This window comes from Sphingobium sp. FW305-3-2-15-F-TSA7 (genome assembly GCF_058787155.1).
In genome coordinates, this window is sequence record NZ_JBYSZM010000006.1 from 137525 (window position 1) to 156914 (window position 19390).

The following is a 19390-nucleotide window of genomic DNA, read 5'->3' on the forward strand; positions in this document are numbered from 1 at the left end:
GTATATGCTGAGTCGGTCGTGGCGCTTCGCTATACTTGCCTTGGCGCTTGCGCCCGTTGCGGCGGTGGGGGACCAGACCGCGCAGGTGGTGCTGGCGACTCCGGGCACTGGCGACGGCGCGATCGAGCGCTTCACCATCCGTTTCTCCGACGACATGGTGGCACTTGGCGATCCGCGTGCGACCGCACCGGCCAAGGTGACGTGCCAGGTCGGCGGGCAGGGCCGCTGGATCGATACCAAGACCTGGGTGTGGGAATTCGCCAATGCGCTGCCCGGCGGAATCTCGTGCGGATTCGCGCTGAACGACGATCTCAAGACGCTTGCCGGTAGCGCGATCGGCGGATCGCGCAATTTCACCGTCGATACCGGCGGTCCCTCGGTCCGGGCGGTGCTGCCCGGCAGCTATGACGGCGATATCGAGGAGGATCAGGTTTTCCTGGTCGCGACCAATGTCCGCGCCGATCCGGCCTCGGTCGCCACCAACGGCTATTGCGCGGTCGACGGCGTCGGCGAGAAGATCGCGCTCGATATACTCAAGCCCGATGTGGCCGGCGAAGTGCTGGCCGGGCTCGGACCCGACCGGTACCAGGTGACCAATTTCCTCGGCGAGGCGGGGCTGCCGCAGGTGCTGCCTGCCAATGCTGCTGAACGGATCAAGGCGCTGTCCACCATCATGGCGGTCAAGTGCCGGCGCCCTTTGCCGCCGGGCCGCGACATGGCGCTGGTCTGGGGCCAGAATATCTCGGGCGCCGGACGGCTGGCGGGACGCGACCAGCGTTTCGACTTCACCGTCCGCAAGCCGTTCGAGGCGCGTTTCGAATGCTCGCGCGTCAATCCGCAGGCGGGATGCAGCCCGGTGCAGAAGGCGTGGGTCCGTTTCTCCGCCCCGATCGCGAAATCGGCGGCGGAAACGATCCGGATCCAGCTGGCCGACGGCAAGCTGCTCAAGCCCGAGATCGAGAAGGGCAGCGCCCAGACCGTGACGCAGGTGAGCTTTGCGCCGCCGCTGCCCGCCGCGACGACGGCGAAGGTGACGCTGCCCGATGCGCTGAAGGACGAAAGCGGCCGTCCGCTCGTCAACCAGCAACGCTTTCCGCTCGACGTCCGCTTCGACGCGCCGCCGCCTTTGGTCAAGTTCGCGGCCAATTTCGGAATCATCGAGGCCGGTGACAATGCCGCGCTGCCCGTCACCGTCCGCAACGTCGAACCCGAATTGCAGGGGCGCAACCTGGGCGTCAGCGGCGCGACTTTGCGTGTCGCCGGATCGGACGGCCAGATCGCCAAATGGCTGCGCGATATCGAGAAAGCGAGCGAGACCGATATCCGCACCGAGAAGCGGGGTGGCGAGGATATCAGCGTCAACTATACCGGCAGCGCACCGCTGATCGCCGGTCAGGGCGCCGCGATGAAGCTGCCTTTGCCTGGCAAGGGCAAGGATTTCGAGGTTGTCGGCATCCCGCTCGCCAAGCCGGGATTCTATGTCGTCGAACTGGCCAGCCCGACGCTGGGTCGCGCGCTGCTGGGGCGCGAAACGCCGCGCTATGTGACGGCGGGCGCGCTCGTCACCAATATGAGCGTCCATTTCAAATGGGGCCGCGCCGCTTCGCTTGCCTGGGTAACCGCGCTCGATAGCGGCAAGCCGGTCGGCGGCGCCGCGGTGCAGGTGACCGATTCCTGTTCGGGCGCAGTGCTCGGCAAGGGCCAGACCGACGCGCAGGGGCGGCTGGTGATCAAGGGCGGACTGCCGTCGCCCGAAACCTATGGCAGTTGCGAGGGCAGCGGCGAGTCTCCGCATCCGCTGATGGTCTCGGCGCGCAAGGGCGACGATTTCAGCTTCACCCTCACCCAATGGGGCAGCGGCATTCGCCCCTATGATTTCGACCTGCCCTATGGCTGGCAGGAGAATGCGGACCTGTTCCACACCATTTTCGACCGCACTTTGCTGCGCGCGGGCGAAACGGTGAATATGAAGCATATCCTGCGCAAGCCGGTGGCGGAGGGTTTCAGCTATGCCGGCGGTCTGGCGGGCACGCTCAAGCTCAGCCATCGCGGCTCGGGCACCGAATTCGAACTGCCGCTCACCATCGGCGCCGACGGCATCGGCGAGACGACATGGACCGCGCCGCAAGGCGCCCCGCAGGGCGATTACGACATATCGGTGGTTGCCAAGGACCGGACGATCTTCACCAACCAGTCGGTCAAGGTCGACGAATTCCGCCTGCCGACGATGCGCGCGACGATCGACGGACCGAAGACGGCGACGGTGCGGCCCAAACAGGTGCCGCTCGACCTGTTCGTCGGCTATCTGTCAGGCGGCGGCGCCGGCGGCCTGCCCGTCCGCGTGCGCAGCGCGTTCAACCGCAGCGGCGGTGCGCCCAAGGGCTGGGAAGGCTGGAGCTTCGGTGGCCGCGACATGGTCGAAGGCACCGTGCCCCTGAACGGCGACGGCGAGACGATCGAGAAGCCGCTGCCGCCCGCGCAGACCCTGCCGATCACCTTGTCGGGCGAGGGTACCGCCAAGGCGACGGTCGAGGTGCCGATGGCGGTCGACGACATCACCGACATGACCGTCGAGATGGATTATGAGGATGCTAATGGCGAGATCCTGACCGCGTCGCGCACCATCCCGCTTTACCCCTCCGCCGTCCGCCTCGGCATCAAGACCGATGGCTGGATGATGAAGGACGACGATCTCCGCCTGAAGCTCGTCGCGGTCGATACCGAGGGGCAGGTGCTCAAGGGCAAGCGCATCAAGGTGGCGCTGTACAGCCGCGAGGTGCTGACCGCCCGGCGACGGCTGATCGGCGGCTTTTATGCCTATGATAATCAGGCGCGGACCAAGCGGATCGACGCGAGCTGTTCGGTGAGCACCGATGCCCAGGGCCTGGCCGAATGCCAGCTCGATCCCGGCGTCTCGGGTGAGGTCTATGCGGTCGCGACCACCGAGGATGACGACGGCAATGTCGCGCGCGCGGTGACGTCGGTCTGGCTGGCCGGCGAGGATGACTGGTGGTTCGGCGGCGACAATGGCGACCGCATGGACGTGATCCCCGAACAGAGGGAGTATAAGGCGGGCGAGACCGCGAAGTTCCAGGTGCGCATGCCGTTCCGCTCGGCGACCGCGCTCGTGACGGTCGAGCGCGAGGGCGTGCTCTCCAGCTTCGTGACCGAGCTGTCGGGCAAGGATCCGGTGGTCGAGGTGAAGATGCCCGGTACCTATGCGCCCGACGTCTTCGTCTCGGTGATGGCGGTGCGCGGGCGCATCGGCGGTTTCCGATTGTGGCTGGCCGATCTCGCGCGGCGGTGGAACCTGCCCTTCTTCTCGCGCGAAGGCGCGCGACCGACCGCGTTGGTCGACCTCGCCAAACCCAGCTACCGGCTCGGCATCGCCAAGGTGAATGTCGGCTGGGAAGGGCATCGTCTGGGCGTCGAGGTGAAGGCGGACAAGGCCAAATATGCGGTGCGCGACACCGCTAATGTCGATGTCGCGGTGACGCAGCCCGGCGGCAAACCCGCGGCCGAGGCGGAGATCGCCTTCGCGGCGGTCGACGAGGCGCTGCTCCAGCTTTCGCCCAATGAGAGCTGGAAGCTGATCGACGCGATGATGGGGGAACGACCATTGTCGGTCCTGACCTCGACCGCGCAGACCCAGGTCGTCGGCAAGCGGCATTTCGGCAAGAAGGCGGTCGAGGCCGGCGGTGGCGGCGGTGCCGACCTGTCCGCGCTCAACCGCGAGGATTTCCGTCCGGTCCTGTTGTGGAAGGGGCGGGTGAAGCTCGACGCGGCCGGTCATGCGAAGATCCCCGTCCAGCTTTCGGATTCGCTGTCGTCGTTCAAGCTGGTCGCGATCGCGACCGACGGGGCGAATCTGTTCGGTACGGGCGACGTATCTGTCCGCACGACGCAGGATCTGACGATCTTCTCCGGCCTGCCGCCGCTGGTGCGCACGGGCGATTATTATGGCGCCAGCTTCACGCTGCGCAACGCGTCGGACAAGCCGATGACGGTGACGGCGAGCGTCTCGCTCAATCCCGATGTGGCCAAGGGCGCGCCGCTGACCGTCACATTGCCGCCGGGTGCGGCCGCGCCGGTCACCTGGAACCTGCCGGCGCCGGCCGGCATCGACAAGCTCGACTGGACGGTCGAGGTGCGCGACGCCGGCGGCAAGGCGCTCGATCGGATCAGCGTCAGCCAGGTGGTTGCGCCGGCGGTGCCGGTGGAGACCTGGGCGGCATCGATCTTCCGCGTCGGCGCGGGCGGTACGCAGGTGCCGATCGCCGCGCCGGCCGGGGCGCTGCCGGGGCTCGGCAGCGTCGATGTGCGCCTGACCGATACGCTGGCGCCGCCGATGTCGGGGGTTCGCGACTATATGGCCGCCTATCCCTATAATTGCTTCGAACAGCAATTGTCGCGGGCGATGGTGCTGGGCGACCTCGGCACCTGGGGGCGGCTGTCGGGCGAGATCCCGGCCTATCTCGATGGTGACGGGCTGCTGCGCTATTTCCCGGTCGACCGGCTCCAGGGATCGGAGGCGCTGACGGCCTATGTGCTGTCGCTGACCGCCGAAGCCGGCTGGGTCATTCCGGAAAGCGCGAAGGCGCGGATGGTGCAGGCGCTGACCGCGGTGATCGACGGCCGGTTGCGGCGCGACGCGCCCTGGGCGGGGGACGATCGGCTTCAGCGGATCGCGGCGTTGGCGGCACTGGCGCGCAATGGCGCGGCGACGCCGCAGATGATCGGCCAGATCGGGCTGGCGCCGCAGGACATGCCGACCAACGCGCTGGTCGACTGGCTGGTCGCGGTCGACCGGACGGCAGGATTGCCCAACGCCGCGCAATTGCGCGCGCAGGCACAGCAGATCCTGCGCCAGAGGATGGTCTATGAAGGCACGCGGATCGACATGGTCGACGGCAAGAGCGCGCCCTGGTGGATGATGTCCTCGGGCGACGAGATGGTGCTGAAGGCGCTGATCGCAACGCTCGGCAAGCCGGGCTGGCAGGACGAGACGCCCAAGATGATGGTCGGCGCGGCGGCACGGCAGCAGCGCGGCCATTGGGATACGACGCCCGCCAATGCCTGGGGCGCGGTCGCGGTGCAGAAATTCGCATCGCTTTATCCCGCCACCGCGATCATCGGCACGACGACGGCGACGCTGGGCAGCCAGAGCCTCAGCCGGAGCTGGCCGCAGGCGGTGGGGGCGGCGCCCCTGAGTCTGGCGCTGCCGGTGCAGCGCACGCCGCTGATGCTCAGCCAGGCGGGCGGTGCCGGCCCCTGGGCATTCGTCTCGGTCCGCGCCGCGGTACCGCTCACCCAGGCGCTGTTCGCGGGCTACCGGATCAGCAAGTCGGTCGCCTTCCTCGAACAGAAGGTGAAGGGCCGGGCGACGCGCGGGGACGTGATCAAGGTGACGATCACCGTCGACGCGACCGCCGATCGCAACTGGGTGGTGGTCAATGATCCGGTGCCGCCGGGGGCGACGATCGTCGGCAATCTCGGTGGCCAGTCCGGCATGTTCGCGCAGGCGGGCGCGGAAGGTGGGGAGGGCGTCCAGCCCAGCTATGTCGAACGCGGCAAGGATGCGTGGCGCGGTTATTTCGAATGGGTGCCGCGCGGGCGCTTCACCGTGTCCTACGCGATGCGGCTGAACGGCACCGGCCGGTTCGGATTGCCGCCGACCAAGGTGGAGGCGCTCTACTCGCCCGAGATCCGCGCGGCGATCCCGAACCAGCCGATGGCGGTGGTGCTGAAGTGACGAAGACTGCCTGCCGCTTGATCCCGGCGAGTTATCCTCTCGGTGTCATTCCCGCGAAAGCGGGGATGACAGGTGGGGGATATTGGCCGGGGATTTACGCAAAGCTCCCGCCGTCATCGGCATGACCCGTATGCGAATGCCAGCGTTTCGCAGGGCCCATCTCTGGTGGGCGGTGGCGGCTGCCGTCTTCGCCGCTTTCGCCGCGCTCTGGTTCCTGACGCTGCCGCCACCTTTGCCCGATTATGCGGCGGTCAAGGCGCGCTGGCGGCCGAGCGAGGCGTGGCTCTATGATCGCGACGGGCAGTTGCTCGACAGTGTCCGTGTCGATTTCGCGGCGCGGCGCCTCGCCTGGACGCCGCTCGACCGGATCTCGCCGGTGGTGCGCGAGACGCTGGTCGCTGCCGAAGATCGTCGTTTCGCCGATCATGGCGGAGTCGACTGGCTGGCGATCGCCGGCTCGATCCGCGACAGGATCGAACGGCGGCGTTCACGCGGCGCCAGTACGCTTTCGATGCAGGTGGCCGCTTTCCTCGCGCCCGACCTCGCCGCGCCGGGATCGCGCGGCTGGCGCGAAAAGGCGCGGCAGATCCGCGCCGCCTGGGCGCTCGAGGATCGCTGGAGCAAGGACGAGATCCTCGAAGCCTATCTCAACCTGGCGGGTTATCGCGGCGAGGCGCAGGGGATCGGCGCGGCGGCGCTGTCGCTGTTCGGCCGGACGCCCGACGCGCTGGGCCGGCAGGAAGCTTTGCTGCTCGTGGCGCTGCTGCCCGATCCCCGGGCGGGGCCAGGCGCGCTGGCGCGGCGCGCATGCGGATTGGCCGGGGGCGGGGACTGCACCGCACTGAACGCGGCGGCACGCGACATGCTCGGGCCGTCGCGCCGGCTGGCGCTCGACCCCGGCCTGGCGCCGCATCTCGCCAACCGGCTGCTGACCGAGCCGGGCATGCAGGTCACGACCACGCTCGACACGCGCGTCCAGCGGGTCGCGGCGCAGGCGCTTGCGCGTCAGCTCCAGGGGCTGGGGTCGGACCGTGCGCGCGACGGGGCGGTGGTGGTGGTCGACAATGCGACCGGCGACGTGCTGGCCTATGTCGGCGGGGTCGGGGGCGCATCGACCGCGGCGCAGGTCGACGGCGCCGACAGCTATCGTCAGGCCGGATCGACCTTGAAGCCGTTCCTCTACGCGCAGGCGATCGAGCGGGGCTATCTGACCCCCGCATCGATCCTCGACGATTCGCCCGTCCAGCTCGACACGGCATCGGGCCTTTATGTGCCGCAAAATTACGATCGCGACTTCAAGGGGCCGGTTTCGGTGCGCAGCGCGCTCGCCGGATCGCTCAACGTGCCCGCAGTGCGGACCCTGCTGCTTGCCGGCGTCGATTCGTTCCGCGACCGGCTGTGGGATACCGGCTATCGCGGGCTGACCGAGGACGGCCAATATTACGGCTATTCGCTTGCGCTCGGATCGGCGGAAGTGACTCTGCTCGAACAGGCGGCCGCGTATCGCGCATTGGCGCTCGAAGGGCGCTGGTCGCCGTTGCGCATCCGTCCGGAGGACAAGCGGGAGCGGGCGCGCGTCGTGTTCACGCCGCAAGCATCGTGGATCGTCGCCGACATGCTCGCCGACGCCAATGCGCGTGCGCAGACCTTCGGCATGGACAGCGCACTGCGTCTGCCATTCTGGGCGGCGGTGAAGACGGGCACCTCCAAGGCCATGCGCGACAATTGGTGCATCGGTTTCTCGGACCGATTCACCGTGGCGGTGTGGATCGGCAATCTGGAGGGCGATTCGATGCGTGCCGTTTCGGGCACCAGCGGTGCCGCGCCGGTGTGGCGCGACGTGATGCGCGCGCTTCATGCCGACCGGCCGGGCCGCGCGCCGCCGCGCCCGTCGGGTATCGAGCAGCGCGCGATCCGCTTCGCCGACGCGATCGAGCCGCCGCGCCGCGAATATTTCCTCGCAGGCACGGGGCAGGCCGTCGTCGGAACCGCGCCCCCGGCATCGCGGCGCCCGAGAATCGTCAGCCCGGTCGGCGGCAGCGTCTATGCCCTCGATCCCGATATCCCGATCGAGCGGCAGCGCATGGCGGTGCAGGTGGCGGGCGAAGTGCTCGGGCATCGGCTGACGCTCGATTCGCGCGACCTGGGCGATGCCGCGGCGCGGCCGTTGGTGCTGGCGGGGCCGGGCACGCATAGGCTGAAGCTGCTCGATCCGGGGGGGAAGGTGATCGACAGCCTGATGTTCACCGTGCGATGAGCTTTTGCCTGGGAAAGTGCGGAAGAGCGCTTTCCGCCGCGGGCACGGGTTTCTCCGCCAAACTCTGATTTCGCGCCGGTTGACCGCCTCCGAGTCCATCGCTATAGGCCGCCCCTGCCTGCGGGCTGGTGGTGGAGTCCATCCAGACGCTGTCCTTAAGCAGGCACGCTTGAACATTGCTGATGCGTGGGAAGGCCTGGGGGGCCGTTATGGCCGCCGGGGTCCTTTTTGCATTTTGCATGCCTCATGCTGCAGCAAAGTAACTGAGAAGGTGAAGGCTTCATGCCAACGATTAACCAGCTGATCCGCAAGGGTCGCGAACCGCAGAAGGCCAAGTCCAAGGTCCCTGCGATGGAGGCGAACCCGCAGAAGCGCGGCGTTTGCACTCGCGTTTATACGACGACCCCGAAAAAGCCGAACTCGGCGCTTCGCAAGGTGGCCAAGGTTCGCCTGACCAACCAGCGCGAAGTCATCACCTATATCCCGGGTGAGGGCCACAACCTTCAGGAGCACTCGGTGGTGCTGATCCGTGGCGGCCGCGTTCGCGACCTTCCCGGTGTTCGCTACCATGTTCTGCGCGGCGTGCTCGACACGCAGGGCGTGAAGGATCGCAAGCAGAGCCGTTCGAAGTACGGCGCGAAGCGTCCCAAGTAAGAAGGATCGGCTGAAATGGCACGTCGTCGTCGTCCCGAGAAGCGGGAAATCCTCCCTGATCCCAAGTTCGGTGATCAGATTCTTTCGAAATTCATGAACAGCGTGATGCTCGACGGCAAGAAGTCCGTCGCTGAAGGCATCGTGTATGGCGCCCTGGAAACCGTCGAGGCTCGCGCCAAGAAGGATCCCATCGGCGTATTCCACGAAGCGCTGACCAACGTGAAGCCGGGCATCGAGGTCCGCAGCCGCCGCGTCGGCGGTGCGACCTATCAGGTGCCGGTCGAGGTTCGCCCCGAGCGTGCCCAGGCTCTGGCGATCCGCTGGCTGATCACTGCCGCGCGTGCGCGCAGCGAGACCACGATGGCCGCACGGCTTTCGGGTGAGCTGCTCGACGCTTCGAACAATCGCGGCAACGCGGTGAAGAAGCGCGAAGACACGCACCGCATGGCCGAGGCGAACCGCGCCTTCAGCCACTACCGCTGGTAAGCTTCGTACCTATATCGTGGGGAGCCGGTCGATCCGGCTCCCCGCATCGCTAAGGAAGACCCGATCATGGCCCGCAGCCATCCGCTCGAGAAATATCGCAATATCGGCATCATGGCGCACATCGACGCCGGCAAGACGACGACGACCGAGCGCATTCTCTATTACACCGGCAAGTCCTACAAGATCGGCGAGGTCCATGAGGGCACCGCGACGATGGACTGGATGGAGCAGGAGCAGGAGCGCGGCATCACGATCACGTCGGCTGCGACGACCTGCAAATGGCGCGCTGATGACGGCAAGGGCGAAGAGCACCTGATCAACATCATCGACACGCCGGGTCACGTCGACTTCACCATCGAGGTCGAGCGTTCGCTGCGCGTGCTCGACGGCGCCGTGGCGTGCTTCGACGGCGTTGCCGGTGTGGAGCCGCAGTCGGAGACGGTGTGGCGCCAGGCGGAGAAGTACAAGGTTCCCCGCATGTGCTTCGTCAACAAGCTCGACCGCACCGGCGCGAGCTTCGAGCGCTGCGTCGACATGATCAAGGACCGCCTGGGTGCGCGTCCCGCCGTGCTGTATCTCCCGATCGGCATCGAGGGCGGCTTCAAGGGTCTGGTCGATCTGGTCCAGAACCGCGCGATCATCTGGCTCGACGAGCAGCTGGGTGCGAAGTTCGAATATCAGGACATCCCCGACGACCTGAAGGACGCGGCGGAAGTCGCGCGCGCCGAGCTGATCGAAATGGCGGTCGAGCAGGACGACGACGTGATGGAGGCGTATCTTGAGGGCAACGAGCCCGATACCGCCACCCTCAAGAAGCTGATCCGCAAGGGCACGCTGAATTTCTCGTTCGTTCCGGTCGTCTGCGGCTCGGCGTTCAAGAACAAGGGCGTGCAGCCCCTGCTCGACGCGGTGGTCGACTATCTGCCTTCGCCGCTGGATATTCCCGACGTGCAGGGCGTGAAGCTCGACGGCGAGACGCCGGACTCGCGTCCGCCGGCCGACGACGCACCGTTCTCGGCACTGGCGTTCAAGATCATGAACGATCCGTTCGTGGGCACGCTCACCTTCGCGCGCATCTATTCGGGCAAGCTCGAGGCTGCGTCGACCGTCACCAATTCGGTGAAGGACAAGAAGGAGAAGGTCGGTCGCATGCTGCTGATGCATGCGAACAGCCGCGAGGACATCCAGGAGGCTTTCGCCGGCGACATCGTCGCTCTCGCGGGCCTGAAGGACACCACGACCGGCGATACGCTCTGCGCGCAGCAGGCGCCGATCATCCTTGAGCGCATGGAATTCCCGGATCCCGTGATCGAGCTCTCGGTCGAGCCCAAGACCAAGGCCGACCAGGAGAAGATGGGCGTCGCGCTCAATCGTCTCGCCCGCGAAGATCCGTCGTTCCGCGTGAGCTCGGACGCCGAGAGCGGCCAGACCATCATCAAGGGCATGGGCGAGCTCCATCTCGAGATCCTGGTCGACCGCATGAAGCGCGAGTTCAAGGTCGAGGCCAATGTCGGCGCGCCGCAGGTTGCGTATCGCGAATATCTGAAGAAGCCCGTCGACATCGACTATACCCACAAGAAGCAGTCGGGCGGCACTGGCCAGTTCGGCCGCGTGAAGGTCAAGGTTCAGCCGGGCGAGCGCGGTTCGGGCATCATCTTCAAGGACGAGATCAAGGGTGGTAATATTCCCAAGGAATATATCCCCGCGATCGAGAAGGGTTTCCGCGAGACGGCGGCGACGGGCTCGCTGGTCGGCTTCCCGATCATCGACTTCGAGATCCTGCTGTATGATGGTGCGTACCACGACGTCGACTCGTCGGCGCTGGCGTTCGAAATCTGTGCCCGCGGCGCGATGCGCGAAGCGGCCCAGAAGTCGGGCATCACGCTGCTCGAGCCGGTGATGAAGGTCGAAGTCGTCACCCCGGAGGATTATCTGGGCGACGTGATCGGAGACCTGAACAGCCGCCGCGGCCAGATCCAGGGCACCGACACGCGCGGTAATGCGCAGGCGGTGACCGCGATGGTGCCGCTGGCGAACATGTTCGGCTATGTGAACTCGCTCCGCTCGTTCACCCAGGGCCGTGCGCAGTACAGCATGCAGTTCTCGCATTATGACGAGGTTCCGCAGAACGTTGCGGATGAAGTGAAAGCAAAGCTGGCATAATTCGGGAATCGTCGCTATGGGGCCACGCTTCGAGCACCCCCCTGGCGGCCGGCGATCGAGTTCAGAGAAGAAGGTAGGAAGAAAATGGCGAAAGCTAAGTTTGAGCGGACGAAGCCGCACTGCAACATCGGCACCATCGGTCACGTCGACCATGGCAAGACCTCGCTGACCGCGGCGATCACGAAGGTGCTGGCCGAAACCGGCGGCGCGACGTTCGTCGACTATGCCAACATCGACAAGGCTCCCGAAGAGCGCGAGCGCGGCATCACCATCTCGACCGCGCACGTCGAGTATGAGACCGCTGGGCGCCACTATGCGCACGTCGATTGCCCGGGCCACGCGGACTATGTGAAGAACATGATCACCGGCGCCGCGCAGATGGACGGCGCGATCCTCGTGGTCTCGGCCGCTGACGGCCCGATGCCGCAGACCAAGGAGCACATCCTGCTCGCCAAGCAGGTCGGCGTTCCCACGATGGTCGTCTTCCTGAACAAGGTCGATCAGGTTGACGATGCGGAGCTGCTCGAGCTCGTCGAGCTTGAAATCCGCGAAGAGCTTTCCAAGCGCGGTTTCGACGGCGACAACATTCCGATCATCGCGGGTTCGGCTCTCGCCGCGCTCGAGGACAGCAACTCCGAGATCGGCCGTGATGCCATCCTGAAGCTGATGGCTGCCGTCGACGAGTGGATCCCGCAGCCGGAGCGTCCGCTGGACCGTCCGTTCCTGATGCCGATCGAAGACGTGTTCTCGATCTCGGGCCGTGGTACGGTCGTGACCGGCCGCGTCGAGACCGGCATCGTCAAGGTTGGCGAAGAAGTCGAGATCGTCGGCATCAAGGACACCAAGAAGACCGTCGTCACCGGCGTCGAGATGTTCCGCAAGCTGCTCGATCAGGGCCAGGCCGGCGACAACATCGGTGCGCTGATCCGCGGCGTCGGCCGTGAAGAGGTCGAGCGTGGCCAGGTGCTCTGCAAGCCCGGCTCGATCAAGCCGCACAGCGAGTTCACTTCGGAGGTATATGTCCTCTCGAAGGACGAGGGTGGCCGTCACACGCCGTTCTTCGCGAACTATCGTCCTCAGTTCTACTTCCGCACCACGGACGTCACCGGTGAGGTTGTTCTCCCCGAGGGCACCGAGATGGTCATGCCGGGCGACAACGTCCAGCTGGCAGTCAAGCTGATCGCTCCGATCGCGATGGATCCGGGTCTGCGCTTCGCAATTCGCGAAGGTGGCCGTACCGTCGGCGCAGGGGTTGTCGCGACGATCACGAAGTAATATAGGCACCGCAGCCGCCCGATTCTCTTCGAGGGAATCGGGCGGCTCGCATTTTACAGTTACGGCTCTTTCGCATCGGTAGTGGACATGGAAACGCAGAATATACGGATTCGCCTGAAGGCGTTCGATCACCGCGTGCTCGACCAGGCAACTGGCGACATCGCTGATACGGCTCGCCGCACCGGCGCTCTGATTCGCGGACCTATTCCGCTGCCGACGCGCATCGAGAAATTTACCGTGAACCGCGGCCCGCACATCGACAAGAAGTCGCGCGAGCAGTTCGAGGTGAGAACGTACAAGCGGCTGCTCGACATCGTGCAGCCCACGCCGCAGACCGTCGACGCGCTGATGAAGCTCGACCTTGCTGCCGGCGTGAACGTCGAAATCAAATTGGCCTGAGCCAATTGACCTTTTGCCCTCGCTGATGCGGGGGCGCCTGAAGAGCTTCGGTTCTTCGGAGATGAAAGGGATACCGCACGGTTCGCCGTGGACTGCGTCCCCCGTCTCCCTCTTCGGAGGGAAACCAGCCCGGACGGGGCGACGCATGAATTCAGGGCTGACATGCCCCCCGGAAATGGTTCCGTGGGGGCCTCTGTTTTAAGGAGTCTTGATCATGCGCACTGGCGTGATCGCCAAGAAGATGGGGATGACCCGCCTGTTCCAGGGCGATGGTCGTCATGTTCCCGTCACTGTCCTGTCCCTTGAAGGGTGTCAGGTTGTCGCGCGCCGTGAGGCCGATCGCGATGGCTATGTCGCCGTTCAGCTCGGCGCCGGTACAGCAAAGGCGAAGAATGTTTCGAAGCCCGTTCGCGGGCATTTCGGCAAGAACGAAGTCGAGCTGAAGGCGCGTGTCGCCGAGTTCCGCGTCGCTGACGATGCGCTGCTCGATGTCGGCGCGACCATCGCTGCCGACCATTTCGTGACCGGCCAGCTGGTCGACATTGCCGGCCAGACGCAGGGCAAGGGCTTTGCCGGTGCGATGAAGCGCTGGGGTTTCGGCGGTATGCGCGCCACCCACGGTGTTTCGATCTCGCACCGTGCGCACGGTTCGACCGGCAACCGCCAGGATCCGGGCCGCGTGTTCAAGAACAAGAAGATGGCCGGCCATATGGGCGACCGTCAGCGCACCCAGCAGAATCTGGAAGTCGTCGGCACCGATGTCGAGCGCGGCCTGATCTTCGTGAAGGGCTCGGTGCCCGGCTCGAAGGGTGCGTGGCTTCTCGTCAAGGACGCCGTCAAGGTCGCCCGCCATGCTGAAGCGCCGTATCCGGCCAGCCTGAAGCAGGCAGCCAATTCCAACAACGACAGTGTTCCCGCTGACACCCCGGCTGAAGCCGAGGCTGCGCCTGCGGAAGTCACTGAAGGCCAGGAGGGCTGAACGTGAAGGTCAAGGTTCAAACCCTCGACGCCAAGGGCAAAGGCGATATCGAGCTCAATGATGCCGTGTTCGGCCTCGAGCCGCGCGCCGACATCCTGCACCGCGTCGTCACCTGGCAGCTCGAAAAGGCCCGCGGCACCGCCCGTGGTGCCCGTGAGCGTTCGGATGTCGCACGCACCGGCAAGAAGTTCGGTCGCCAGAAGGGCGGCGGTACGGCGCGTCACGGCGATCGTCGCGCCCCGATCTTCATCGGCGGCGGCAAGGCCCACGGTCCTCGCGTTCGCGACTTCAATCCGTCGCTGAACAAGAAGATTCGTGCACTGGGGCTCCGCATGGCGCTGTCGTCCAAGGCGAAGGCCGGACAGCTCATCGTGATGGACAGCCTCGAAGTGAAGGATGGCAAGACCAAGGCGCTGGCAGCCGATCTGGCGAAGCTGGGCTTCGGCAAGAGCGCACTGGTGATCGATGGCGAAAGCGTCGAGCAGAGCTTCGCGCTGGCATCGGCCAACCTGCACGCGATCAACGTGCTCCCGGCGATCGGCGCGAACGTCTATGACATTCTTAAAGCCGACACGCTGGTGCTGACCCGCGCCGCTGTCGAAAAGCTGGAGGCGCGGTTCAATGGCTAAGAAGCAGAACGCCGTGGACAATCGCCACTATGACGTGGTGGTCGCTCCGCACATCACCGAGAAGTCGACCCTGTTGAGCGAGCACAACGCCGTTGTGTTCAAGGTGGCGGGTGACGCCACCAAGCCGCAGATCAAGGCGGCCGTCGAGGCGCTGTTCGACGTCAAGGTCACCGGCGTGAACACGCTGGTCGTCAAGGGCAAGACCAAGCGCTGGAAGGGCAAGCCGTATACGCGCTCGGACGTGAAGAAAGCGATCGTGACGCTGAAGGCCGGCGATTCGATCGACGTGACCGAAGGGGTTAAGGCGTAATGGCACTCAAGCATTACAACCCGACGAGCCCGGCCCGACGCGGCCTGATCCTCGTCGACCGCTCTGCGTTGCACAAGGGCAAGCCCGTCAAGGCGCTGACCGAAGGCAAGCGCAAGACGGGTGGCCGCAACAACAAGGGTCACGTGACGTCGCGCGGCATCGCCGGCGGCCACAAGCAGCGCTATCGCATCGTCGATTTCAAGCGCCGCCTGTGGGACGTCGAGGGCACGGTCGAGCGGATCGAATATGATCCCAATCGCACCGCGTTCATCGCGCTGATCAATTACGGTCCCGACGAAGCCGGCAAGGAGCGTCTGGCCTATATCATCGCGCCGCAGCGCCTGGGCGTTGGCGACAAGGTGATCGCGGGCAAGAAGACCGACGTGAAGCCGGGCAACGCCATGGAGCTCGGTCAGATGCCGGTCGGCACCATCGTCCACAATGTGGAGATGAAGCCGGGCAAGGGCGGTCAGATCGCGCGTTCGGCGGGCACCTATGTCCAGGTCGTCGGTCGTGACCGTGGCCTCGTCATCGTCCGCCTCAACTCGGGCGAGCAGCGTTATATCCGCGGCGAGTGCATGGGCACGGTCGGTGCAGTGTCGAACCCCGACAATGCCAACCAGAACTTCGCCAAGGCTGGTCGCAGCCGCTGGATGGGCAAGCGCCCGCTGACCCGCGGTGTCGCCAAGAACCCTGTCGATCACCCGCACGGCGGTGGTGAAGGCCGGACCTCGGGTGGCCGTCATCCGGTCACGCCCTGGGGCAAGCCGACCAAGGGTGCGCGCACTCGTCACAACAAGGCGACGGACAAGATGATCATCCGTTCTCGCCACGCCAAGAAGAAGAGGTAAGCCATGGCCCGTTCCGTCTGGAAAGGTCCGTTTGTCGACCTGCATCTGCTGAAGAAAGCCGAGACCGCTCAGGAATCGGGTGGCCGCGCGCCGATCAAGACCTGGTCGCGTCGTTCCACCATCCTGCCGCAGTTCGTGGGGCTGACCTTCAGCGTCTACAATGGCCGCAAGTTCGTTCCCGTCTCGGTGAACGAGGATATGGTCGGCATGAAGCTCGGTGAATTCGCGCCCACGCGCTACTTCCCCGGCCACGCCGCCGACAAGAAGGGCAAGCGCTGATGAGCAAGGAAAAAGCCCCCCGTCGCGTTGGCGACAAGGAAGCGCTTGCCGTCGGCACGCAGATCCGCGGTTCGGCGCAGAAGCTGAACCTGGTCGCGGCGCTGATCCGCAACAAGAAGGCCGGCGACGCGCTGAACATCCTCTCCTTCTCCAAGAAGGGGATGGCGGTCGATGTCCGCAAGGTTCTCGCCAGCGCGATCGCCAATGCGGAGAACAACCACAATCTCGACGTCGACGCGCTGATCGTGTCCGAGGCGAGCGTGGGCAAGAGCATCTCGATGAAGCGCTTCGCCGCCCGCGCCCGCGGTCGTTCGTCGCGGATCGTGAAGCCGTTCAGCCGCGTGCGCATCGTGGTCCGTGAGCAGGAAGAAGCATAATGGGTCAGAAGAGCAATCCGATCGGGCTCCGCCTCCAGATCAACCGGACCTGGGACAGCCGCTGGTTCGCCGAAGGCGGCGATTATGGCCGGCTGCTGCTGGAGGATCTCCGGATCCGTCAGTATGTCATGAAGGAACTGCCGCAGGCCGCGATCTCCAAGGTCGTGATCGAGCGTCCGGCCAAGCTGTGCCGCGTTTCCATCTATGCCGCACGCCCCGGCGTGATCATCGGCAAGAAGGGCGCCGACATCGAAAAGCTTCGCAAAAAGCTGGGCGCGATGACGTCGTCGGACGTCAGCCTGAACATCGTCGAGATCCGCAAGCCGGAAATCGACTCCAGGCTGGTGGCCCAGTCGGTCGCTGATCAGCTCGAGCGCCGCGTGGCTTTCCGTCGTGCGATGAAGCGCGCCGTGCAGTCGGCTCTCCGCCTTGGCGCGGAAGGCATCCGGATCACCTGCGGCGGCCGTCTCGGCGGCGCCGAGATCGCGCGGACCGAATGGTATCGCGAGGGCCGGGTTCCGCTGCACACGCTGCGCGCGAACGTCGACTATGCCGAGGCCGAGGCTCACACCGCTTATGGCGTGTGCGGCATCAAGGTCTGGATCTTCAAGGGCGAGATTCTCGGCCATGATCCCATGTCGCAGGATCGGCTCATGCTGGAGGCACAGACCTCCGGCGTGCGTCCGGCACGCTGAACGAATTGAGGTAGGCTCCAATGCTGCAACCCAAAAAGACCAAGTTCCGCAAAGCGTTCAAGGGCCGCATCCACGGCGACGCCAAGGGCGGCACGGCGCTGAACTTCGGGTCGTTCGGCCTGAAGGCGCTTGAGCCCGACCGGATCACCGCGCGCCAGATCGAGGCGGCCCGCCGCGCGATCACGCGTCACATCAAGCGTCAGGGACGTTTGTGGATCCGCGTGTTCCCCGACGTGCCGGTGTCGAAGAAGCCCGCCGAAGTCCGCCAGGGCAAGGGCAAGGGTTCGAACGAATATTGGGCGGCGCGCGTCAAGCCCGGTCGTATCCTGTTCGAGCTGGACGGCGTTCCCGGCCCGCTGGCCCGCGTCGCTTTCGAGCGTGCGATGGAAAAGCTGCCGATCAAAACCAAGGTGGTCGCCCGCCTTGGCGAATCGATGCACTGAGGAATTTGAGAGATGGCAAAGAAATCCACAGCCGCTCCGAAGGACGATCTGAAGGTGAAAACCGACGACGAGCTGTCGACGCAGCTCGGCGAGATGAAGCGCGAGCAGTTCAACCTGCGCTTCCAGGCCGCCACCAACCAGCTCGAGAAGCCGAGCCGTGTGCGTGAGGTTCGCCGCACGATCGCCCGGATCAAGACGCTCCAGACGCAGCGTTCCGCTGCGGCTGGCAAGTAAGGAGCATCTGAGATGCCGAAGCGCGTGCTGACCGGGACGATCGTCTCGGACAAGACCGACAAGACCGTGGTGGTGAAGGTGGAGCGCCGGGTGAAGCACCCGCTCTACGGAAAGATCATCAAGCGGTCCAAGAAGTACCACGCCCATGACGAGGCGAATACGTACAAGGAAGGCGAGACCGTGCGCATCGAGGAGACCGCGCCGATCTCGAAGCTGAAGACGTGGAAGGTCGTTGACCGGGTGGATACCCACCGGGCACCGGAAGCCGCAGTCGAAGGCTGACAAGCAGTCAGGGAACTACCGGGGCATCCCGGCAAGCCAAGTGAGAAGGAACCGGATCAATGATCCAGATGCAGTCAAATCTTGACGTCGCCGACAATAGCGGCGCCAAGCGCGTCCAGTGCATCAAGGTGCTCGGCGGCTCCAAGCGTCGCACCGCGAGTGTCGGCGACGTGATCGTCGTTTCCGTCAAGGAAGCGGCGCCGCGCGGCAAGGTTAAGAAGGGCGACGTCCATCGCGCCGTGATCGTTCGCACCGCGAAGGACATTCATCGTCCCGACGGTTCGACGATCCGCTTCGACGGCAACGCCGCGGTGCTGGTCAACAAGAACGAGGAGCCGATCGGCACCCGTATCTTTGGCCCGGTCGTTCGCGAGCTGCGCTCGAAGAACTTCATGAAGATCATCTCGCTCGCGCCGGAGGTGTTGTAAGATGGCTTCCGCGAAGATCCGCAAGGGTGACACGGTTGTCGTTCTGTCCGGCAAGGACAAGGGCCGCACCGGTGAAGTCACCAAGAGCTTGCCCAAGGACGGCAAGGTGATCGTGTCCGGCGTCAACGTCGCGACCCGCCACCGCAAGCCGACCCAGGCGAACCCGCAGGGCGGGCTCGAGCGCACGGAAGCGCCGCTTCACGTCTCGAAGGTCGCGATTGCCGACCCCAAGACGGGCAAAGCAACGCGCGTCCGCTTTGAAACCAAGGACGGCAAGAAGGTCCGTGTGGCCGTGAAGTCCGGGGAGGTCATCAATGGCTGACAAATATACGGCGCGACTCCGGAAGGTCTATGACGACACGATCGTCAAGGCGATGACCGAGAAGTTCGGCTATGAGAACGCAATGCAGGTGCCCCGGCTCGAGAAGATCGTGCTGAACATGGGTGTCGGCGAAGCGACGCAGGACAAGAAGAAGGTCGACACCGCGGCAGCGGAGCTTGAGCTGATCGCGGGCCAGAAGCCCGTCATCACCAAGGCGAAGAAGTCGATCGCGCAGTTCAAGCTGCGTGAAGGCATGCCGATCGGTGTGAAGGTGACTCTGCGCCGCGAGCGGATGTACGAGTTCCTCGACCGCCTGGTGACGATCGCGCTTCCGCGCGTTCGCGACTTTCGCGGTCTGAACCCGAAAAGCTTCGACGGACGTGGCAATTATGCCATGGGCCTCAAGGAGCAGATCGTGTTCCCCGAGATCAACTATGACCGCATCGAAAAGGTGCGCGGCATGGACGTGATCGTGACCACCACGGCGAAGACCGACGATGAAGCGCGCGAGCTGCTTCGCCTGTTCGGTTTCCCGTTCCCGATTGAAGAGCAGAAGCAGGCGGCTTGAGGCCGGA

20 protein-coding genes are annotated in these 19390 nt (G+C 65.2%); all 20 read left to right on the forward strand.

Annotated features, from left to right (window positions below; genetic code table 11):
- Positions 1-4 precede the first annotated feature (4 nt).
- The 20 genes from AC3WN8_RS06375 to rplE all read left to right on the forward strand — a co-directional run bounded on the left by AC3WN8_RS06375 (position 5) and on the right by rplE (position 19383).
- Positions 5-5752: an alpha-2-macroglobulin family protein gene (locus tag AC3WN8_RS06375; RefSeq protein ID WP_492668560.1), complete on the forward strand. Its 5748-nt coding sequence runs from the start codon at positions 5-7 to the stop codon at positions 5750-5752.
- Between the two features lie 136 nt (positions 5753-5888).
- Positions 5889-8009, forward strand: a complete 2121-nt coding sequence (pbpC, locus tag AC3WN8_RS06380) for a penicillin-binding protein 1C (RefSeq protein ID WP_492668561.1) — start codon at positions 5889-5891, stop codon at positions 8007-8009.
- Positions 8010-8291: 282 nt separating this feature from the next.
- Positions 8292-8663, forward strand: coding sequence for a 30S ribosomal protein S12 (rpsL, locus tag AC3WN8_RS06385; RefSeq protein ID WP_489070927.1), 372 nt, complete (start codon positions 8292-8294; stop codon positions 8661-8663).
- A 15-nt stretch (positions 8664-8678) separates the two neighbouring features.
- Positions 8679-9149, forward strand: coding sequence for a 30S ribosomal protein S7 (gene rpsG, locus AC3WN8_RS06390; RefSeq protein ID WP_489070925.1), 471 nt, complete (start codon positions 8679-8681; stop codon positions 9147-9149).
- Between the two features lie 66 nt (positions 9150-9215).
- Positions 9216-11312, forward strand: a complete 2097-nt coding sequence (gene fusA, locus AC3WN8_RS06395) for an elongation factor G (RefSeq protein WP_492668562.1) — start codon at positions 9216-9218, stop codon at positions 11310-11312.
- A gap of 84 nt (positions 11313-11396) precedes the next feature.
- Positions 11397-12587 (forward strand): elongation factor Tu, encoded by a 1191-nt coding sequence (tuf, locus tag AC3WN8_RS06400; RefSeq protein ID WP_492668563.1) that lies wholly within the window; start codon positions 11397-11399, stop codon positions 12585-12587.
- Positions 12588-12674: 87 nt separating this feature from the next.
- Entirely contained in the window at positions 12675-12986 is a 312-nt protein-coding gene (gene rpsJ / locus AC3WN8_RS06405; RefSeq protein WP_222989363.1) for a 30S ribosomal protein S10, read from the forward strand.
- A gap of 214 nt (positions 12987-13200) precedes the next feature.
- Entirely contained in the window at positions 13201-13965 is a 765-nt protein-coding gene (gene rplC, locus AC3WN8_RS06410) for a 50S ribosomal protein L3 (RefSeq protein ID WP_492668564.1), read from the forward strand.
- A 2-nt stretch (positions 13966-13967) separates the two neighbouring features.
- Positions 13968-14594: a 50S ribosomal protein L4 gene (rplD, locus tag AC3WN8_RS06415; protein ID WP_492668565.1), complete on the forward strand. Its 627-nt coding sequence runs from the start codon at positions 13968-13970 to the stop codon at positions 14592-14594.
- The gene (locus tag AC3WN8_RS06420; protein WP_492668566.1) at positions 14587-14904 is read left to right on the forward strand and encodes a 50S ribosomal protein L23; all 318 of its coding nucleotides are present in this window, start codon (positions 14587-14589) and stop codon (positions 14902-14904) included. Before rplD ends, AC3WN8_RS06420 begins: the two co-directional genes overlap by 8 nt.
- On the forward strand, positions 14904-15755 hold the full coding sequence (rplB, locus tag AC3WN8_RS06425) for a 50S ribosomal protein L2 (RefSeq protein ID WP_492668567.1): 852 nt from the start codon (positions 14904-14906) through the stop codon (positions 15753-15755). The genes AC3WN8_RS06420 and rplB overlap by 1 nt, the downstream gene beginning before the upstream one ends.
- A 3-nt stretch (positions 15756-15758) precedes the next feature.
- Positions 15759-16034 (forward strand): 30S ribosomal protein S19, encoded by a 276-nt coding sequence (gene rpsS / locus AC3WN8_RS06430; RefSeq protein WP_492668568.1) that lies wholly within the window; start codon positions 15759-15761, stop codon positions 16032-16034.
- Complete coding sequence (gene rplV / locus AC3WN8_RS06435) at positions 16034-16411, forward strand: 50S ribosomal protein L22 (protein ID WP_492668569.1); 378 nt, start codon at positions 16034-16036, stop codon at positions 16409-16411. The genes rpsS and rplV overlap by 1 nt, the downstream gene beginning before the upstream one ends.
- Complete coding sequence (rpsC, locus tag AC3WN8_RS06440) at positions 16411-17106, forward strand: 30S ribosomal protein S3 (protein ID WP_492668570.1); 696 nt, start codon at positions 16411-16413, stop codon at positions 17104-17106. The genes rplV and rpsC overlap by 1 nt, the downstream gene beginning before the upstream one ends.
- A 20-nt stretch (positions 17107-17126) precedes the next feature.
- Positions 17127-17549: a 50S ribosomal protein L16 gene (rplP, locus tag AC3WN8_RS06445; RefSeq protein ID WP_222989371.1), complete on the forward strand. Its 423-nt coding sequence runs from the start codon at positions 17127-17129 to the stop codon at positions 17547-17549.
- Positions 17550-17561: 12 nt separating this feature from the next.
- Positions 17562-17783 (forward strand): 50S ribosomal protein L29, encoded by a 222-nt coding sequence (gene rpmC, locus AC3WN8_RS06450; RefSeq protein WP_492668571.1) that lies wholly within the window; start codon positions 17562-17564, stop codon positions 17781-17783.
- A gap of 12 nt (positions 17784-17795) precedes the next feature.
- Complete coding sequence (rpsQ, locus tag AC3WN8_RS06455; RefSeq protein ID WP_492668572.1) at positions 17796-18065, forward strand: 30S ribosomal protein S17; 270 nt, start codon at positions 17796-17798, stop codon at positions 18063-18065.
- Positions 18066-18124: 59 nt separating this feature from the next.
- On the forward strand, positions 18125-18493 hold the full coding sequence (gene rplN / locus AC3WN8_RS06460; RefSeq protein WP_492668573.1) for a 50S ribosomal protein L14: 369 nt from the start codon (positions 18125-18127) through the stop codon (positions 18491-18493).
- A gap of 1 nt (position 18494) precedes the next feature.
- On the forward strand, positions 18495-18815 hold the full coding sequence (gene rplX / locus AC3WN8_RS06465; protein WP_492668574.1) for a 50S ribosomal protein L24: 321 nt from the start codon (positions 18495-18497) through the stop codon (positions 18813-18815).
- Positions 18808-19383, forward strand: coding sequence for a 50S ribosomal protein L5 (gene rplE, locus AC3WN8_RS06470; protein ID WP_492668575.1), 576 nt, complete (start codon positions 18808-18810; stop codon positions 19381-19383). The genes rplX and rplE overlap by 8 nt, the downstream gene beginning before the upstream one ends.
- Positions 19384-19390 lie beyond the last annotated feature (7 nt).

Excerpts from the sequence above, each read along its gene's own strand:
- rplE (WP_492668575.1), top strand. The coding sequence starts at position 18,808 with ATGGCTGACAAATATACGGCGCGACTCCGGAAGGTCTATGACGACACG.
- rpsC (WP_492668570.1), top strand. The coding sequence starts at position 16,411 with ATGGGTCAGAAGAGCAATCCGATCGGGCTCCGCCTCCAGATCAACCGG.
- rplC (WP_492668564.1), top strand. The coding sequence starts at position 13,201 with ATGCGCACTGGCGTGATCGCCAAGAAGATGGGGATGACCCGCCTGTTC.
- rpsG (WP_489070925.1), top strand. The coding sequence starts at position 8,679 with ATGGCACGTCGTCGTCGTCCCGAGAAGCGGGAAATCCTCCCTGATCCC.
- AC3WN8_RS06375 (WP_492668560.1), top strand. The coding sequence starts at position 5 with ATGCTGAGTCGGTCGTGGCGCTTCGCTATACTTGCCTTGGCGCTTGCG.
- rplP (WP_222989371.1), top strand. The coding sequence starts at position 17,127 with ATGCTGCAACCCAAAAAGACCAAGTTCCGCAAAGCGTTCAAGGGCCGC.
- rplB (WP_492668567.1), top strand. The coding sequence starts at position 14,904 with ATGGCACTCAAGCATTACAACCCGACGAGCCCGGCCCGACGCGGCCTG.
- rpsS (WP_492668568.1), top strand. The coding sequence starts at position 15,759 with ATGGCCCGTTCCGTCTGGAAAGGTCCGTTTGTCGACCTGCATCTGCTG.
- fusA (WP_492668562.1), top strand. The coding sequence starts at position 9,216 with ATGGCCCGCAGCCATCCGCTCGAGAAATATCGCAATATCGGCATCATG.
- AC3WN8_RS06420 (WP_492668566.1), top strand. The coding sequence starts at position 14,587 with ATGGCTAAGAAGCAGAACGCCGTGGACAATCGCCACTATGACGTGGTG.
- rplX (WP_492668574.1), top strand. The coding sequence starts at position 18,495 with ATGGCTTCCGCGAAGATCCGCAAGGGTGACACGGTTGTCGTTCTGTCC.
- rpsQ (WP_492668572.1), top strand. The coding sequence starts at position 17,796 with ATGCCGAAGCGCGTGCTGACCGGGACGATCGTCTCGGACAAGACCGAC.
- tuf (WP_492668563.1), top strand. The coding sequence starts at position 11,397 with ATGGCGAAAGCTAAGTTTGAGCGGACGAAGCCGCACTGCAACATCGGC.
- rpsL (WP_489070927.1), top strand. The coding sequence starts at position 8,292 with ATGCCAACGATTAACCAGCTGATCCGCAAGGGTCGCGAACCGCAGAAG.
- rpsJ (WP_222989363.1), top strand. The coding sequence starts at position 12,675 with ATGGAAACGCAGAATATACGGATTCGCCTGAAGGCGTTCGATCACCGC.
- rplV (WP_492668569.1), top strand. The coding sequence starts at position 16,034 with ATGAGCAAGGAAAAAGCCCCCCGTCGCGTTGGCGACAAGGAAGCGCTT.
- rpmC (WP_492668571.1), top strand. The coding sequence starts at position 17,562 with ATGGCAAAGAAATCCACAGCCGCTCCGAAGGACGATCTGAAGGTGAAA.
- pbpC (WP_492668561.1), top strand. The coding sequence starts at position 5,889 with ATGCCAGCGTTTCGCAGGGCCCATCTCTGGTGGGCGGTGGCGGCTGCC.
- rplN (WP_492668573.1), top strand. The coding sequence starts at position 18,125 with ATGATCCAGATGCAGTCAAATCTTGACGTCGCCGACAATAGCGGCGCC.